The organism is Geothrix terrae (assembly GCF_022808775.1).
In the GTDB taxonomy this organism is placed as follows: Bacteria; Acidobacteriota; Holophagae; order Holophagales; family Holophagaceae; genus Geothrix; species Geothrix terrae.
Genome location: NZ_JAKZLA010000003.1, coordinates 465,571 through 482,099 on the forward strand (window position 1 = coordinate 465,571; position 16,529 = coordinate 482,099).

Annotated in this window: 13 protein-coding genes; 3 read left to right on the plus strand and 10 right to left on the minus strand. The window is 69.5% G+C overall.

The window, feature by feature from the left end; all coding sequences use genetic code 11:
* Positions 1–266 precede the first annotated feature (266 nt).
* The 5 genes from MLE42_RS08060 to MLE42_RS08080 all read right to left on the minus strand — a co-directional run bounded on the left by MLE42_RS08060 (position 267) and on the right by MLE42_RS08080 (position 4,432).
* Positions 267–977, minus strand: coding sequence for a LytR/AlgR family response regulator transcription factor (locus tag MLE42_RS08060; protein ID WP_243287364.1), 711 nt, complete (start codon positions 975–977; stop codon positions 267–269).
* Positions 974–2,143, minus strand: a complete 1,170-nt coding sequence (locus MLE42_RS16095; protein ID WP_275975777.1) for a sensor histidine kinase — start codon at positions 2,141–2,143, stop codon at positions 974–976. Before MLE42_RS16095 ends, MLE42_RS08060 begins: the two co-directional genes overlap by 4 nt.
* Before the next feature lie 24 nt (positions 2,144–2,167).
* Complete coding sequence (locus MLE42_RS08070; RefSeq protein WP_243287365.1) at positions 2,168–2,695, minus strand: Spy/CpxP family protein refolding chaperone; 528 nt, start codon at positions 2,693–2,695, stop codon at positions 2,168–2,170.
* A gap of 135 nt (positions 2,696–2,830) precedes the next feature.
* Positions 2,831–3,811, minus strand: a complete 981-nt coding sequence (locus MLE42_RS08075) for a PstS family phosphate ABC transporter substrate-binding protein (RefSeq protein WP_243287366.1) — start codon at positions 3,809–3,811, stop codon at positions 2,831–2,833.
* A 147-nt stretch (positions 3,812–3,958) separates the two neighbouring features.
* Positions 3,959–4,432, minus strand: coding sequence for a hypothetical protein (locus tag MLE42_RS08080; protein ID WP_243287367.1), 474 nt, complete (start codon positions 4,430–4,432; stop codon positions 3,959–3,961).
* Between the two features lie 85 nt (positions 4,433–4,517).
* Between MLE42_RS08080 and MLE42_RS08085 the strand changes: the two genes are divergently transcribed.
* On the plus strand, positions 4,518–4,892 hold the full coding sequence (locus tag MLE42_RS08085) for an Hpt domain-containing protein (RefSeq protein ID WP_243287368.1): 375 nt from the start codon (positions 4,518–4,520) through the stop codon (positions 4,890–4,892).
* A 4-nt stretch (positions 4,893–4,896) separates the two neighbouring features.
* Here MLE42_RS08085 and MLE42_RS08090 read toward each other — a convergent pair whose 3' ends face one another.
* From MLE42_RS08090 to MLE42_RS08110, 4 genes are all read right to left on the minus strand, one after another.
* Positions 4,897–5,598 carry an SDR family oxidoreductase gene (locus tag MLE42_RS08090; RefSeq protein ID WP_243287369.1) on the minus strand — a complete coding sequence of 234 codons (702 nt, stop codon included), beginning with the start codon at positions 5,596–5,598 and terminating at the stop codon, positions 4,897–4,899.
* A gap of 81 nt (positions 5,599–5,679) precedes the next feature.
* On the minus strand, positions 5,680–6,537 hold the full coding sequence (locus tag MLE42_RS16100; protein ID WP_275975778.1) for a transglycosylase SLT domain-containing protein: 858 nt from the start codon (positions 6,535–6,537) through the stop codon (positions 5,680–5,682).
* A 579-nt stretch (positions 6,538–7,116) separates the two neighbouring features.
* Positions 7,117–10,530 (minus strand): methylmalonyl-CoA mutase family protein, encoded by a 3,414-nt coding sequence (locus tag MLE42_RS08105; RefSeq protein ID WP_243287370.1) that lies wholly within the window; start codon positions 10,528–10,530, stop codon positions 7,117–7,119.
* A gap of 73 nt (positions 10,531–10,603) precedes the next feature.
* Positions 10,604–12,121, minus strand: a complete 1,518-nt coding sequence (locus MLE42_RS08110; protein WP_243287371.1) for a tetratricopeptide repeat protein — start codon at positions 12,119–12,121, stop codon at positions 10,604–10,606.
* A gap of 121 nt (positions 12,122–12,242) precedes the next feature.
* On the opposite strand from MLE42_RS08110, the gene MLE42_RS08115 reads away from it, so the two are divergent.
* Positions 12,243–13,424, plus strand: coding sequence for a S1C family serine protease (locus MLE42_RS08115; RefSeq protein ID WP_243287372.1), 1,182 nt, complete (start codon positions 12,243–12,245; stop codon positions 13,422–13,424).
* Positions 13,425–13,455: 31 nt separating this feature from the next.
* Here MLE42_RS08115 and MLE42_RS08120 read toward each other — a convergent pair whose 3' ends face one another.
* Positions 13,456–14,529 (minus strand): hypothetical protein, encoded by a 1,074-nt coding sequence (locus tag MLE42_RS08120; RefSeq protein WP_243287373.1) that lies wholly within the window; start codon positions 14,527–14,529, stop codon positions 13,456–13,458.
* 146 nt (positions 14,530–14,675) lie between these two features.
* Between MLE42_RS08120 and MLE42_RS16105 the strand changes: the two genes are divergently transcribed.
* Positions 14,676–16,529 carry a PKD domain-containing protein gene (locus MLE42_RS16105; RefSeq protein WP_275975779.1) on the plus strand — a complete coding sequence of 618 codons (1,854 nt, stop codon included), beginning with the start codon at positions 14,676–14,678 and terminating at the stop codon, positions 16,527–16,529.

Sequence of the window (16,529 nt, forward strand, 5' to 3'; positions counted from 1 at the left end):
AGCCCACGAACGCACAGGGCACCGCCCTCTGCCCCCACTCGCCTTCGGCTCGCGGAGTGGGGCCCCCGGTCGAGATCGAACTCATCGCCGAAGTGTAGGCACGGTCTCCCCCTTGGCCGCTGGGCGCTCGGCTGCGCCTCGGCGCACGCGGCCCTGGCAGCCCACGAACGCACAGGGCACCGCCCTCTGCTCCCACTCGCCTTCGGTTCGCGGAGTGGGACCCCCGGTCGAGGTCGAGCTGATCGCCGAAGTCTAGGGGCGTCTCATCAGCCGAGCCCCAGCCTCACCTTGAGAACCGGGGCGGCGCCGCGGCTCACTTCCACCTCGATGCCCCCCGTCAACCGTACGAGGAGACGCCCGGAGTCGCCGACGCGGACGCCCACCACGGCCTCGGGCCGGATCAGCAGGTGGCGATGGCCGCGCACCACGCGGGTGCCCAGGGCCGCCTCCGCCTCGGCCAGGGTCTTCCAGGTGGTGCGCAGACGGTCCCCGGCAAAGGCCCACACGGCCTCGTCCTCGAACGTGAAGTGGGTGGTGCGGGCCAGGTCCACGAGCACCACGCCCCCGCTGGCCCGGACGGGCACGCGGAAGGGGCCCGGCGTCCGCGCGCCCTCCCGCTCGATCCGCGTCCGCAGCCGCTGGAGGGTCGCCGTCAGGCGCTCGGCGGTGACGGGCTTCAGCAGGTAGTCCGCGGCGGCCTGCTCGAAGGCCTTCACGGCGTGCTCCGCATAGGCGGTCACGAACACCACGGGGATCTCCCGGGGCAGGTCCGCGGACACGTCCAGGCCCGTGAGACCGGGCATCTGGATGTCCAGGAAGAGGGCGTCCACCGGCTCGCCCCGCCCCAGCCAGGCCAGTGCGGAGGGGCCGTCCTCCAGCGCGGCGACCACCTCGCAGCCCGCCTCCCGTAGCAGCCGGGTGAGGCGCCGCAGGTTGAAGGGCTCGTCCTCGGCCACGAGCACGCGCAGGGGCCTCACGGCGCCACCTCCAGATCCAGCTCCGCCACCGTCCAGTCCCCCTCCCGCCGGAGCCGCAGGGCGTCGGCCCCGGCCCCCAGCAGGTCCAGGCGCTCCCGCAGGTTCGCGAGGCCGAGGCCCTTGCCGTTCCCCTCCGGGGCCGGTCCGGTGTTGGCCACGCGGATGTGGAGGCGGGTTCCCTCGCCGCGCACCACGACCTCCAGCTCGCCGCCCCCGACGGTCTTGGACACGCCGTGCTTGAGGGCGTTCTCCACCAGGGGCTGGACCATCAGCGGCGGCACCTCCAGGTGATCCAGAGCCGAAGGCCAGTCCCAGCGTTCACGCAGGCGGCGGCCCAGGCGGATCCGCTCCAGGGCCAGGTGCCGCTCCACCAGACGGCGCTCGTCGCCCAGGGGCACGCGCAGGCGGGAGCCCTGGTCCAGCAGGGCGCGCAGCAGGTCCGACAGGTTGACCAGGGCGGCCTCGGCGGCCTCCGGATCCTCGCGCACCAGCTCGGTGAGGCCGCTGATGGCGTTGAAGAGCACGTGGGGGTTCATCTGGCCCTGGAGGGCCCGGGCCTGCGCCTCCTTCGCAGCGCGGCGGGCCGCCGCCTCCTGGAGCTCGGCCCGCTCGCGGTCCGCCAGCACCCAGCCCAGGAGCAGGCCGAAGCAGAGATGGGCGACGCCGAGGGCCCAGAAGCGTGGCGGAACGGGCAGCCAGCGCGGCTCCGCCCCACGCCCCATCATGGGGCCGTTCATGCCCCCATGCCGGGGCCCGCCCCGCTCCATCATGCCCGTGCCGGGGCCCATGCCGGGATTTGGGCCAGGACCTAGGCCAGGGCCCGGTCCGGGGCCTCGTCCCATGGACCTGGGCCCCGCGCCGATGGCGCCCAGGGCCAGCAGGACCGCCAGCGTGAGCGCGGCCATCCAGGGCAGGGCCTGGACCCCTCCCCGGAACGTCCCCGCCATGGGCGCCTCGTCCCCGCTCCACTGCCAGGGCACCGGCGCCAGCACCAGGAACAGGACCACCCACAGGGAGGGCGCGAGCGCTTCCGCCAGATCCGGACCACCCCAGCCCATGGCCGCCCGCGTGCCGTTCCAGACGAGGCCGAACAGCAGCGCGGCGCCCCAGGTCCGGGGGCGCCGCGTCCGCTGCCAGGTGGCCTGGAAGACCGCAGAAGCGCGCATGGAGCTTCAGGATAATCGGTGGCGCTACTGGGCCATCGGGCAATCGGGGTTCATGCCGGGGCCGAAGCCGGGGCCCATGCCAGGACCAGCGCCGGGACCGCGGCCGTGGCGGGGCCCCATGCCCGCGCCGTGTCCCATGCCGGGACCCAGGGGCATCTTCTCGAACTGGGACTTCTGCTCGGGCGTCAGGAGCGGGACGATCTCCTGCCGGACGGCGCGATGCTCCAGCATCACGGCGAACTGGGCGGCGGAGGCCTTCTCATGCAGGGCCTGGAGGGTCTTGGCATCGGTGGACGCGCTGGCCATGGCCTCCCGCAGGGCCCGGTGGGCCGTCTGGGCGGCTTCCACCTTGGCCTGGATGGCCACCTGGTGGCGCTCATGGATGGCCTTCACCTGGGTCTGCTGGGCCTCGGTGAGGTGGAGGCCCCTGAGGCCCCGGCCAGACGCGAAGCCGGGTCCGAAGCCAGGGCCCCGGTCCTGGGCGGCGAGGGAGACGCCGAGGACCAGCACGGCGGCGGCGAGCGCGGTGAATCGGAAGGGATGGGAGATCATGGGAAGCTCCTGGAGGGTCGGGGACGGATCATCCGTCCACACCAGGAGATGCCCCCCGCAGGGGAAAGGTGGAGCCCGGGTTGCGAACGGCAGAAGAAGGGGGCCGAATCGCAGCCGTGGGGGGTCGAACGGCGCTCAGTTGCTCCGCAGCCGCTTCCGGTAGAGCTGGGCGATCTCCGCGGGCAGCGGGTAGAGAGAGGCCTGCGTCACCGCCGTCTGGCCCTGGCGGGACAGGATGAACTGCAGGAACTCCGAGAGGGCCGGCGCGAGGGCCTTGCCCGGAGCCCGGTTCAGGTAGAAGTAGTAGGTCCGGGACAGGGGGTACTTGCCCGACACCACGTTCTCCTGGGTGGGCGGCACCGGGTCCTTGGCCTGCAGGGGCGTCACCGCCAGCGTCTTGTTCCGCGATAGCCAGTTGGAGAGCGTGGCGATCCCGAGGCCGTTGCCGTCGGTCATCACGGCCTCCGCGATGCTCGGCCAGTCCACCTCGTCATGCACGGTGGTCTTGTACTTGCCCTTCAGGAGCACCAGATCGCGGATGGCGGAACGCGAGGCCGTGCCTTCCGCCCGCATGTAGGGGTGGATGGGGCGCTTGGCGTAGTCGCCCCGGACGCCCAGGTCGCCCCAGGTGTCCACGGCCGAGTCCTTGTGGTAGCCGGCGTTGCGGGTGGTGGAGAAGGCCGCGTCGAGCTGGTCCATCCCGATGTCCTTGATGGGATTGCCGGCGTTCACGAAGACGATGAAGGCGTCGTAGCAGACCACCAGCTTGGTGGGCGCGTAGCCGAACTTCTTCTCGAAGGCCTGGTGCTCCTCGAGGGTCAGCTCCCGGGCCATGTGGATCATGGGGACCGTGCCGTCCATCAGCGCCTTCACGGCGGCGGTGGACAGGCCGTTGACGACCCGGAACTGCGCCTGGGGCTGCACCGCCCGGAACCCGGTCTTCCACTCCTCCCAGACATCCGTCAGGGAGTCGGCCCCGATGCTTTCGATGGTCGCATTCACGTTCTGGGTCGCGACATAGGAGGGCAGGCCGGGATCCAGCTTGGAGGCATGCTGGACCACGCCCTGGCCGAGAAGCAGGGTGCTGGTGGCGATGGCGAACAAGAATGGACGCACGGAAACTCCTGCCTAGGCAAACGCGAAAATCATGACGCAAGTCGACTTGTAGGATCTTTACAAGATCCCGGAAAGTTCCAGCTTACTGTATTTCGCGATTATTTTTTTGGCTTTTTACCAGGCCGGGTCGGAACCGCAGACCAGAGATCACCCTTCCTCGGTTTCCCCGATGTCCTCCTCGATGCCCTCCCATCGCCGGCGCGCCTGGAAGGCTGGATCTTCCAGGCGGGTCATGAAATCCGCCATGCGGGGACCCCAGGTCGAGCCGGACACGCAGCCTTCGGGCGCGTGGGGCAGCAGGTCCGCCGGGGCCTCCTCCAGGCAGAGCTGGGTGAGGATCAGGCTCTGGCGGTAGCTTTCCCCCACGGGGGTGAGGTTGGCGGCCAGGGTCTCCAGGATCTCCGCCAGCGGCGCGTCCTCGGCGAGCCCTTCGAGCTCCGCCTCCAGGAGCGCCACGGTCTTCAACCGCGCCGCGAGGAGCTTGAGATGCAGACGCTCCAGGTCCCGGCGGGCGGCCCCCCGGGCCAGGGCGTGGGCCGCGTCCTCCAGGTGTGGATGGAGCTTGCGGAACAGCAGGGACAGGGCGGTTTCCGCCGCGGACATGGGGACGGCTTCGGTCATGATCCCAGCCTACTACCGCCGCTTCCGGACGCATCTCATTGGACGGAAGGGCCTCCCCTGGTTCAGCATGAGGGCAGGAGTTCCCGTGGCCCTATCGGACCTGCTCGATCTGACGACGCTCCAGAACCTGGTGGAGCTGGACGATGGCCAGCATGGGCTGGTGGTCGAGATGATCGGCATCTTCCGGGACGATACCCAGGGGCGCATCGAGGACATCCTCGCGGCCGCAGGCCAGGACGATGCCGAGGCCTTTTCCCGGGCCTCCCACGCCCTCAAGGGCGGGGCCGGCGCCCTGGGGGCCAAGGCGCTCCGGGCCCTGGCGGCGGACCTGGAGGCGCTGGGCCGCAAGGGCTCCGTGGAGGCCGGCCCCGATCTGCGCCCCCGCCTGGAAGCCCTGTTCCAGGAGAGCCTCGCGGCCCTGGAGGCCTATGTGCGCGAGGGCCAGGCCCCGCGGGCCTGATTTCCTAGAGCCCGCGGAGCAGACCGCCGTCCACCCGCAGGTTCTCTCCCGTGATGTAGCTCGCATCCTCCGACAGAAGGAAGGCGGCGACCCGGGCCACCTCGGCCGGTTGGGCCGCCCGGCCCATCGGGATCTGCGCGAGATCGGCCGGGGCCACCGGGTAGGTCTCCACCCAACCCGGCAGCAGGGCGTTCATGCGGATGCGGCTGCCCGCGTAGCGGTCCGAATAGAGCCGGGTGAAGCTCGCCAGGGCCGCGCGGAACACGGACGAGACGGGACGCGGCAGGCTCGGTTCCTGCGCCGCGAAGGAGGAGATGTTGACGATGGCCCCGCCCCCCTGCGCCTCGAAGATCGGCGTCACCCGCCGCGCCAGGCGGATCACGGACATGAGGATGAGATCCAGCCCCTCCTCCCAGTCCTCATCGGAGAGGGCGAGCAGATCCCCCTTGGCGGGATGGCCGGTGTTGTTCACGAGGGCGTCGAGGCGTCCATAACGGTCGAGGGTTCCGGTCACGAGCCGTTCCAGATCTGCGGGCTCCGCCACCGATCCCACCGTGGCGATCCCGCCCAGGTCGCGCGCCAGATCGGCCACAGAGGGCGACCGGGCCAGGAGGGACACTTGGTAGCCCCGCCCGGCCAGCTCCCTGGCGCAGGCGGCGCCGATCCCCGAGCCGGCGGCGGTGACGATGGCGACCTTGGATTCCATGGCTGGCTTCCTCCTGGACAGGGCCCCTCGGACAGGCCCGGCCTGCCCGGCATCCCGAGGAAGCAGTCTACCGGCGGGGGTTCAGGGCTCCCCGAAGGACTTCACACCGACCGTACCCTTGGGCGGCGGCTGATCGCTGATCTGCACCCGGCCCGTGGCGTCGGTCCACTGGTAGATGCGCGTGGCGGCCCGCTGCTGGACCGTGGGTTCGGGCACGGTCTTCTCTTCATCCACCTTGAACCCGCCGCGTCCCTTCTTCAGCAGGGCCATGCTGCCCGCCAGCTTCGGATCGGGCTGGACGGCCTTGCGCTGGTAGAGATCCAGCACCTTAGGCACGTAGGCCCGGGTCTCGCGGAAGGGGGGGATGCCCTTGTAGCGGTTCACCGCGCCCTCGCCGGCGTTGTAGGCCGCCACCACCTTGTTCAGGTCCCCCTCGTAGTAGCCGTGGAGCCACTTCAGGTACTTCACGCCGCCGCTGATGTTCTGGCGGGGATCGAAGGGATCGAGCACGCCGAAGCGCTCGGCCGTGGAGGGCATGAGCTGCATGAGGCCCAGGGCTCCGGCCTTGGAGCGGGCCTTGTAGTTGAAGGCGCTCTCCGCCTGGATGATGGCCCGGGCCAGGTGGATGTCCACACCCTCGGCCTGGGCGATCTCGTCCACCAGCGCGATGAGCTCGGGGCTCTTCAGGGCCCGGGCCATCTCCGCGGAGGTCACCGCGAGGCGCACCTTGCCCACGCCCACATGCTTGAGCACCAGGCCCTGGCTCTTGACGTAGCTGGGCGGCAGGTTGTTGATCACCAGCCGGCCCTGCCTGTCGTAGTAGGTGTAGAGGTAGGTGACGCCGGGCTTCGCCGCCCTGGATGCCTTCGGCATCCCAGCGCCGAGCATCAGAGCTGGCACCAGGGCGGCGAAGGGGAGGATGAGGACCGGACGGACCATCGAACTCCATGATACGTGCACGGAGATTTCCATGCCTGTCCGGGCGCTCGTGGCATAGCCTCTGCGTGGGATCCCGACTTCGCAGGCTGCCCCGCGTGGTGGCCAACCCGGTTGCTTATGCTCAACCCGACGGGTCCCGGCTCGGAACAGCTCCGGTCGACTGAGTGGCCAACCTGGTTGTGATGCTCAACCCGACGGGTCCCGGCTCGGAACAGCTCCGGTCGGCTGAGTGGCCGACCTGGTTGTGATGCTCAGCCCGACGGGTCCCGGCTCGGAACAGCTCCGGTCGGCTGAGTGGCCAACCTGGTTGTGATGCTCAGCCCGACGGGTCCCGGCTCGGAACAGCTCCGGTCGACTGAGTGGCCAACCTGGTTGTGATGCTCAGCCCGACGGGTCCCGGCTCGGAACAGCTCCGGTCGGCTGAGTGGCCAACCTGGTTGTGATGCTCAGCCCGACGGGTCCCGGCTCGGAACAGCTCCGGTCGGCTGAGTGGCCAACCTGGTTGTGATGCTCAGCCCGACGGGTCCCGGCTCGGAACGCTGCACTGCAGCGTCCCTCGCCACCCGTCTGGGCTTCGCCTTACATGTTTCTGCGGTACTGCCCGCCCACCTCGTAGAGGGCGCTGCTGATCTGGCCGAGGCTGCAGACCTTGGCGGCGTCGAGCAGGGCCTCGAAGAGGTTCCCCCGGGCGCGGGCGATGTCTTTCAGGCGGGCCAGGGCCGCGGGCGCGCGGTCGGCGTTGCGGGCGTGGAAGGCCTCGAGGTTTCGGATCTGCTGCTGCTTCTCGGCCTCGGTGCTGCGGATCAGCTCGGGGGCGCCCAGCTCGGCGGGCTTCGGGTTCAGGAAGGTGTTCACGCCCACGATGGGCAGCTCCCCGCTGTGCTTGAGGTGCTCGTAGTGCATGGACTCTTCCTGGATCTTGCCGCGCTGGTACATGGTCTCCATGGCCCCCAGCACGCCGCCGCGGTCCGCGATGCGGCGGAACTCCGCCAGCACGGCCTCCTCCACCAGCTCCGTGAGCTGCTCGATGAGGAAGGAGCCCTGGAGCGGGTTCTCGTTCTTCGCCTCGCCCAGCTCCCGGTTGATGATGAGCTGGATGGCGATGGCCCGCCGCACGCTCTCCTCGGTGGGCGTGGTGATGGCCTCATCGTAGGCGTTGGTGTGCAGGCTGTTGCAGTTGTCGTAGATGGCGTAGAGCGCCTGCAGCGTGGTGCGGATGTCGTTGAAGTCGATCTCCTGGGCGTGGAGGGAGCGGCCCGAGGTCTGGATGTGGTACTTCAGCTTCTGGGAGCGGTCGTTGGCGCCATACTTCTCCTTCATGGCCACGGCCCAGATGCGGCGGGCCACGCGGCCGATGACGCTGTACTCGGGATCCAGGCCATTGCTGAAGAAGAAGCTGAGGTTCGGCGCGAAGTCGTCGATGTGCATCCCGCGGGACAGGTAGTACTCGACGAAGGTGAAGCCGTTGGCCAGGGTGAAGGCCAGCTGGCTGATGGGGTTCGCCCCGGCCTCGGCGATGTGGTACCCGCTGATGCTCACGGAGTAGAAGTTGCGGATCTTCTCCTCGATGAAGGTCTGCTGGATGTCGCCCATGACCTTGAGGCTGAATTCCGTGCTGAAGATGCAGGTGTTCTGGGCCTGGTCCTCCTTGAGGATGTCGGCCTGCACCGTGCCGCGCACGGTCTGGAGGGCTTCGGTCCGCAGCTTGGCGTAGACCTCGGGAGGCAGCACCTCGTCGGCGGTGGCGCCCAGGAGCGCCAGGCCCAGGCCATCGTTGCCCTCGGGCAGGGTCTCGCCGTAGCGCGGACGGGTCATGCCCTTGGCCGCGTACATCGCGTCGATCTTCTTCTGGGCCGCCTCCAGCTGCCCGTGTTCCTTCAGCCAGGCCTCGGCCCGCTGGTCGATGGCGGCGTTGAGGAAGAAGGCCAGCATGGTGGGCGCGGGCCCGTTGATGGTCATGCTCACACTGGTGGTGGGGCAGAGCAGGTCGAAGCCCGAATAGAGCTTCTTGGCGTCGTCCACCGTGCAGACGGAGACGCCGCTGTTGCCGACCTTGCCGTAGATGTCGGGGCGGACGTGGGGGTCCTCGCCGTAGAGGGTGACGCTGTCGAAGGCGGTGCTCAGGCGCACGGCCGGCTGGCCCTTGCTCACGTAGTGGAAGCGCTTGTTGGTGCGCTCGGGCGTGCCTTCGCCGGCGAACATGCGGGTGGGATCCTCCCCCACGCGCTTGTACTCGAACACGCCCGCCGTGTACGGGAAGCGGCCCGGCAGGTTCTCCAGCAGCTGCCAGCGCAGCAGCTCGCCCCAGCCCGTGAAGGGCGGCAGGGCCACCTTGGGCACCAGGGAGCCGCTGAGAGACGCGGTGTAGTTCTGGGTCCGGATCTCCCGGCCGCGCACCACGTAGACGTTCTCGGGCTCGGTGTAGCTGCGCTTCAGCTCGGCCCAGTCGTGGATGAGGCGGCGGCTCTCGGCGTGCAGCTCGCCCAGGTGCTCCTGGTAGCGCTGGCGCAGCACCAGGATGGCCGTGCCCTGGTCCCCTTCCCCGGATTCAGTGAGACGGGCCGCATCGTAGAACGCTCCGGCGGGCGGCACCTTGTCGCCCAGGGCCAGGAGGCTGGTCCAGAGCGCGTGGGCCAGCTCGGCGGTCTCCGCCTGCCGCCGGGCCCAGGCCTTGAAGCCCTGGACGGCGTCGGCGATCTCCGCCAGGTAGCGCACCCGCTCGGGGGGGATGATGGCGGCCCGGCGGGGGCTCCCGGGCTCGGCCTCCAGCATCGGGGCCCAGTCCACGCCCGTCTTCGCCGCCAGGGCCTTCACCAGGTTCACGAAGAGCCAGTTGGTGGCGGGGTCGTTGAACTGGCTGGCGCAGGTGGCGTAGACCGGCATGTCCTCCGTGGGCTCGCTGAAGCGCTTGTGGGCCCGCTGATACTGCTTCCGCACGTCGCGGAGGGCGTCCTCGGCCCCGCGCTTGTCGGCCTTGTTCAGCACGACGAGGTCCGCGAAGTCCAGCATGTCGATCTTCTCGAGCTGGCTGGCAGCCCCGTATTCCGGCGTCATCACATACATGGACAGATCCACCAGGTCCGCGATCTCGCTGTCGCTCTGGCCGATGCCCGCGGTCTCCACGATCACCAGGTCGTAGCCTCCCGCCTTGGCGGCGGCGATGCTGGCCACCAGGGCCTCGCTGGTGGCCCGATGGGCCGCGCCGCGGGTGGCCAGGCTGCGCATGAAGACCCGGTCCCGAAGCTGCGGGTGGTAGAGCGAGTTCATGCGGATGCGGTCGCCCAACAAGGCACCACCGGTCTTCCGCTTGGTGGGATCCACGCTGAGAACCGCGACGCGGTTCTCAGGGAAATCAACCAGGAAGCGGCGGAGAAGCTCGTCGATGAGGGACGATTTGCCAGCGCCGCCCGTGCCGGTGATGCCGAGGACGGGCACCTTCTTCGCCGGCACCTTGGCGGTACCGGCCTCGCCCATCTCGATCTCGGTGATCTTCCTGGCCAACGGCAGCGCCGCGGGCTGGGTGCGCGGGTCGAAGTCGCAGCGCGCCACCATGTCGTCGATCATGCCCTGGAGGCCCATGTGGCGACCGTCCTCGGGGCTGTAGATGCGGGCGACGCCGTAGGCCTCCAGCTCGCGGATCTCCTCGGGGACGATGACGCCGCCGCCGCCGCCGAAGACCTGGATGTGGCCGGCGCCCCGCTCCCGCAGCAGGTCCACCATGTACTTGAAGAACTCCACGTGGCCGCCCTGGTAGCTGGAGAGGGCGATGCCCTGGGCGTCCTCCTGGATGGCCGTCTCGACGATGTCCTGCACCGAGCGGTTGTGGCCCAGGTGGATCACCTCGCAGCCCGTGGCCTGGATGATGCGCCGCATGATGTTGATGGCCGCGTCGTGGCCGTCGAAGAGGCTGGCGGCCGTGACGAACCGGATCTTGTGCTTGGGCGTATAGCCGTCCGTCGCGTGGGCGGCTTCGGGCATGGCGAGTGTGGACATGGATCCCCCCATCGGGCGAACCCTCAGTCTACCCGGGGCCTGCGCCCCTCCCGAAGGGCTGTTCACCCGGAGGTCAGTTGTCCTCGAGCAGACCGACGGGGAAGCGGTCCTCCATGAGGCTCTGCCGCTCCTTCAGGTGCTGCAGGAGGGCTTTCCACTTGGGCAGGCCCCGGAGGGGCTCCAGCATGGGGCTGCGCTCGTACCACGCCGTGCAGCCGAACCCGCGGGCGAAGGCCCGCCCTGCCATGTCCATGGCGCTGGCCCGATCGCCGATCAGGGCATAGGCCTCCGCCAGCCGGAGGGTGAACTCCCCGTCGGGCTCGCGCATGCCGATGCGCTCCTGGTCGTACTCCCGCAGCCGCTTCCAGGCCTCGTCCTTCCGGCCCTCCAGGATCAGGTCGTAGATCTGGCTCAGGCGGCGGATGTTCGGGTAGCCGTTGGCCAGGGTGCCTGCCGTCTTGAACTCCCGCTGGGCCCGCGCCTGGTCTCCCAGCACCAGGGCCAGGTAGCCCCGGTAGAAGGGCAGCACGCCGGAGGTGCTGCGAAGGTGGCCCGGCTGTTCCTGGAGGCTGGCCTCAAAGCGTTGGATCTCCCCGGTGTACAGGCAGGTGATGTCCACGGCCTGGGGCTGGAGATGGGCGAAGGCCAGCCGGTCCCGGAGGTCCATGGCGCGCCGCGCCAGGGGCAGGAGCCCGGCCCCCCGGGCCGCATAGGCGATGCCGGTGAGCAGCGTGGGGTTGTAGGGCTGCCGGCGTCGCGCCTGCATCAGCAGGTCCAGGGCCTCGCCCTGGTCGCCGCCGTCCGTCTTCAGCAGCGACAGCAGGAAGAGCCCCCTGGGATGGTAGGGGGCCAGGTCCAACCCCCGCTGGAGGAGGTTTTCCGTCTCCGCCTGCTCCTGGCGGAAGGCGGCCGGATTGTTCAACATGCGCCGGTAGCGGAGGTTGCCGATGAGGATCCAGGTGCTGGCGCAGGACGGCTCCGCCGTGGCGGAGCGCTCCGCGAGCGCCAGGGCTTCGTCCAGGTGCTCGTTCTTGAGCCGCCAGGCGCCAGCCTGGATCAGGTCCCAGAAACCGGCGGGCTGCCGGGGGACCAACGGGGAGGCCGAAGGCACACGGATGCGCCTCGGGAAGCCGCCCAGGAAGGCCCCGAAGGCCTCCACGGGCTTCAACGGCGACGCCTGGACGCGCTTCCAGGGAGGGGGCGCCCCTTTCGCCAGGCTGTCCCCCCAGGCATAGCGATAGGAGAGCTCCAGCGACTCTCCCTGTCGGGACGGCTGCAGCTCCACCACTAGGGTCTGGGCCTGGGTGCGGAGGTCCTCCAGGTCCACCGGCAGCTCCGTGACGCTGGTGACGGCTGCTTGGCCGAAGGCCTCCAGGTGGTCCTGCACCAGGGCCCCGATGGCCCGGCAGGAGGCTGTGTCGAGCCCGGCGCTCGATCCCTGGGAGGGCGTGATCAGAAGCACGCGGAGGGGACTGCGAAGGCCCCGGGCGGCCAGCCACCAGGCTAGGCCGCCCCCCACGCCGAGGGCGGCGAGGAACATCAGGCCCAGGATCATGGCCGGGCGGCGAGGACGAGAGGTGGATTCACGCATCGGGTCATTCCAGATTACGGGTTTTTCATGATGCTCCATAGGAGGAAGGTGGCTCGGTAAACCTCGGGTCCCCGGTTGGCCCCACGTCACCGCAAGGCCGCATAATCTCCGAGGAGCCGCCATGAACCCCAGCCCTCGCCGCCTCCTATCGGTCCTGGCCACCCTCGCGGCCTGGCCACTCATGGCCCAGTCGCCGGCTCAGCCGCCCAGCGAGGAGGCCACCATCCAGCGCTTCCGCGCGCACGCGGCCCCCCGCGCCGTCGCCAAGCGCCCCCCCCTCAGCGCCGAGGAGCGGAACACCATTCAGCGATTCAAGGAGACCAAGCCCAGCGTGGTCTATGTCTCCGCCATCGCCCCCGTCCAGGATCTGCGGACCCGGGACATCACCAAGATCCCCACGGGCACGGGCACCGGCTTCGTGTGGGACGAGTGGGGCCATGTGGTCACCAACCACCACGTCATCACCGTGGAGGACCAGGGCAAGCGCATCGGCGACGTGAACGAGGTGGAGGTCACCCTCGCGGATGGCAAGACCTACAAGGGCCGGGTCATCGGCACCAGCTTCGCCTATGACATCTCCGTGCTGCAGGTCTTCGCACCCCTCAGCGCCATGCGGCCCATTCCCATCGGGCGCAGCTCTGACCTCCAGGTGGGTCAGTCCGTATCGGCCATCGGCAACCCCTTCGGCCTCGACCATACCCTCACCCGGGGCGTCATCTCCGCCCTGGGCCGGGAGATCGGCACGGGCTACAACACCCATATCCTGAACGTCATCCAGACGGACGCCGCCGTGAACCCCGGCAACTCCGGCGGGCCGCTCCTGGACAGCGCCGGGCGCCTGGTGGGCATGAACACCGCCATCGCCGCCGCCACGGGCGCCTCCGTGGGCATCGGCTTCGCCATTCCCGTGGACACCCTGAACCGGGTGGTGCCCCTGCTGATCGCGAAGGGCCGGCTGGAGCCCCCCCGCATGGGCTTCGAGACCATGGGCAGCTACGAGGCCCAGCAGATCTTCGGCATCACGCACGGACTGGTCGTGAAGGTGGTGGATCCGGATTCGCCCGCCGGCCGGGCTGGCCTCCGCGCCCTCGAAGTGGATGCGTCGGGCCGCGTCAAGACCATGGGCGACATCCTCCTGGGCTACCAGGGGAGGCAGATCGAGAACGAAGGCCAGTTCATGGCGATGCTGGAGCTCGAGTCCCCGGCCGACGAGGTGATCTTCGATGTCCTCCGGGATGGGCGGGTCATCAAGGTGAAGCTGAACCTCAAGGCTCCGAAGAAGAAGGAGCCCACGAGCATCTGAGCGCCCTCATAGCGCCCGCCGGCGCCAAGCCTCAGTGGTGGTGGTGCGGCTCCGGCGCGGCCGAGGGCGGCACCGCGCCCTTGGCTGGACGGGCCCTGGGATCGAGGTAGTGCAGGGGCACCCGGAGGGGCTCGTCCAGGTTGGAGCAGTGGACCAGCAGCAGGGCCTCCGGCGCGATCCCCGTGCGTCGGATCCGCAGAACCTGGCGCGCGGCCTCGGATCCGGGCGCGTCTAGCACCTGGAACCCGCGCCCCTGGACCTCCGTCTTCAGGATGCGGAAGGGTTTGCCGTCCCGGGCGCGGAGCTCCAGGGCCAGCAGGGTGGTCTTCGGCTCCGTGAACACCACGCGCGAAGGCTCGGGCACCACGGGCAGGGCGATGCGCCAGTCCAGGTAGAGGGTGAACAGGGGCTGCTTCGGCGCGTTGGTGGCCACCTTCAGCACCTCCAGGCCCGCCGTGACACCCGGCTTCAGGCGCCGGGGCCGCAGGGTCAGCCGCAGGTTCCCCCCGCCATCCCCGAGCACCAGCTCCGCCTCGAGGTAGCCCGGGATCTCCGAGGCCAACACCAGCTTCAACGGGTCGCCCCCTTCCCGCCGGAAGTGGAAGTCCAGCTCGGGGCTCTCGTGGGGGGCCACCTCGCCGAAGCTCTTGCGCTCCGCATCCACCGTCACCTCGGGCCGCACCATCATGTCGTAGCGCAGGATGTAGTTGGGCTGGCCCGGATCGTCGGTGCCCAGGCGCACGGCCCCCTTGATGGGTCCCACCAGGCCCGTGGAATCCACCTTCACCTTCACCAGGCGGACCTCGCCCGGTTGCAGGGGCGCCGCCAGCTGCGCCTCGTCCAGGTTGAGCCCCAGGGACAGGTCCAGCACGCGCAGGCGGAAGGGCCGGTCATGGAGGCTCTTGATGCCGTAGGCCGCCTCGCGGATCTCGCGCGGACCCACACTGCCCAGGTGGACCGGGAAGGGGGTGGTGAGCTCGATGCGGGCGGGTGGGACCAGATCCTGTTTGGCTGGCGCAGGGTCCTGTTTGGCTGGCGCAAGGTCCGGCTTGGCCGGCGCCGGAGGCGTCTGCATCAGAAGGAGGAGGGCGGGGAGGAGCAGCATGTGGGGTCCGGGAAGGGTTCCTCCAGTGTGCCGCGAGGCCGGTGGAGCGCCTGAATGTTAATTGTTGTTAAGTGCATCAAATTCACCCCGCGGTCACAGGCGGTCTGGGTGGAATGGGAGGGAACCCATCCCTTCCCGAGGTGACCATGCGTGTCTTCCACGTCCTCTTGAGCCTGGCCCTGGCCGTGGCGCTCGGGGCCCAGACCCCCAAGAAGATCCTGTTCGACCACACCCGCCACGAAGAGGCCGGCACCTCCGCCGAGTGGGTGATCTGCTCCGCCAGCGAGCCCGATCCCAGCCCCGCGGCCCCCGCCTCCGAAACCGACTGGAACGGCGGCATCAGCGCCTGGGCCTTCGACCTCTACAAGGCCGGGTACAAGGTCCAGTCCCTGCCCCCGGCGGGCCGCGTGACCTACGGGGACGCCACCAATGCCCAGGACCTCTCCGCCTACGCGGTCTACGTCATCCCCGAGCCCTACCTGCTGTTCACGGCGGCGGAGAAGCAGGCCATCCTCAGCTTCGTCCAGAACGGCGGCGGCCTCTTCATCGTCTGCAACCACCCGGGTGCCATCCGCTACAGCGGCACCGGCGGCACGGACGCCTACACCGTGTTCAACGACCTGGTGGCCGTGAACGGCGGCAACCCCTACGGCTTCACCTTCGTGCCCGGCCACGGCCCCGGCGACACCCTGGCCAACACCACCAGCACCGCCTTCGCCACCGGCACCAGCCCGGCAGAGCAGGCCATCATCCACGGCGCCTACGGCGGTCTGGGCCTGATGGACTTCCACTCCTACTCGTACCTCAACTTCAACACGGCCCAGAATCCGAACGTGAAGGAGATCCTCCACACCCAGATCAGCGGGGACACGGGCTCCTTCATCGTGACCTGCACCGTGGGCTCGGGCCGCGTGGTGGCCATCAGCGACAGCTCCCCCTCGGACGACGGCACCACCACCACCGCCGGCAAGTCCCTCCACACCAGCTACTCGATCAACAGCAACCGGGCTTTCTACCTCAACGCTACCACCTACCTCGCCGGTGATGCGGGCCCCGTGGCCCCCACACCCGTGGTGGGCATCACCTCTCCCGCCAGCAACGTGACGATCACGGCCGGCGGCTCCGTCAGCTTCCAGGGCAGCGCCACCATCTCGGATGGCAGCGCCATGACCTACAGCTGGTCCTTCGGTGACGGGGGCACCGCCGCCGTGCTGGGCCCCATCAGCCACACCTACGCGGCTGCGGGCACCTACACCGCCACCTTCACCGCCACCAGCAACCAGGGCAAGTCGGCTTCCGCCAGCCGCACCATCACGGTGACCCCGGCCACCTACACGATTACGGCCAGTGCCGGGACCGGCGGCACCATCAGCCCCTCCGGCGCCGTCACGGTGGCCTCCGGCGGCAGCCAGACCTTCACCATCAGCCCGGCCACCGGCTACGTCATCAGCAGCGTCACCGTGGACGGCGTGAGCCAGGGCGCCCTCAGCTCCTACACCTTCAGCAACGTCACCGCCGCCCACACCATCGCCGCCGCCTTCGCCGCCAGCGCCGGCAGCAGCCTGAAGGAGACCTTCGACACGGGCACCAAGACCGCCTACGCCGTGGGCACCGTCACCCTCTCCACCGGCTCCTGGACCCTGGACGACGCCCTCCTGGGCAACACCACCTCGGACCCGAAGGTGGGCGCCCAGAGCGTGCGCACCCGCAACAGCGGCAAAGTAACGATGGCCTTCAACTTCGCCACGGGCGCCAAGACTGCCTCCGTGAAGCACGCCAAGTACGGCACCGACGCCAGCTCGACGTGGGGCCTCTGGTACTCCACCAACAGCGGCTCCACCTGGATCCAGGCCGGAAGCAGCGTGACCACCACCTCCACCACCCTGGCCACGGCCACCTTTACCGTGAACGTGACCGGCGCCATCCGCTTCCAGATCCGCAAGACGGACGGCACCGCCAACCGGGTGAACTTCGACGACTTCCAGATCTCCGGCTACTGA

Bases quoted from the DNA above. Each gene is read 5' to 3' on its own strand.
- MLE42_RS16095 (WP_275975777.1), bottom strand. From the start codon at position 2,143: ATGCGCGCTTCTGCGGTCTTCCAGGCCACCTGGCAGCGGACGCGGCGC.
- MLE42_RS08070 (WP_243287365.1), bottom strand. From the start codon at position 2,695: ATGATCTCCCATCCCTTCCGATTCACCGCGCTCGCCGCCGCCGTGCTG.
- MLE42_RS08080 (WP_243287367.1), bottom strand. From the start codon at position 4,432: ATGACCGAAGCCGTCCCCATGTCCGCGGCGGAAACCGCCCTGTCCCTG.
- MLE42_RS08090 (WP_243287369.1), bottom strand. From the start codon at position 5,598: ATGGAATCCAAGGTCGCCATCGTCACCGCCGCCGGCTCGGGGATCGGC.
- MLE42_RS16100 (WP_275975778.1), bottom strand. From the start codon at position 6,537: ATGGTCCGTCCGGTCCTCATCCTCCCCTTCGCCGCCCTGGTGCCAGCT.
- MLE42_RS08105 (WP_243287370.1), bottom strand. From the start codon at position 10,530: ATGTCCACACTCGCCATGCCCGAAGCCGCCCACGCGACGGACGGCTAT.
- MLE42_RS08110 (WP_243287371.1), bottom strand. From the start codon at position 12,121: ATGCGTGAATCCACCTCTCGTCCTCGCCGCCCGGCCATGATCCTGGGC.
- MLE42_RS08115 (WP_243287372.1), top strand. From the start codon at position 12,243: ATGAACCCCAGCCCTCGCCGCCTCCTATCGGTCCTGGCCACCCTCGCG.
- MLE42_RS08120 (WP_243287373.1), bottom strand. From the start codon at position 14,529: ATGCTGCTCCTCCCCGCCCTCCTCCTTCTGATGCAGACGCCTCCGGCG.
- MLE42_RS16105 (WP_275975779.1), top strand. From the start codon at position 14,676: ATGCGTGTCTTCCACGTCCTCTTGAGCCTGGCCCTGGCCGTGGCGCTC.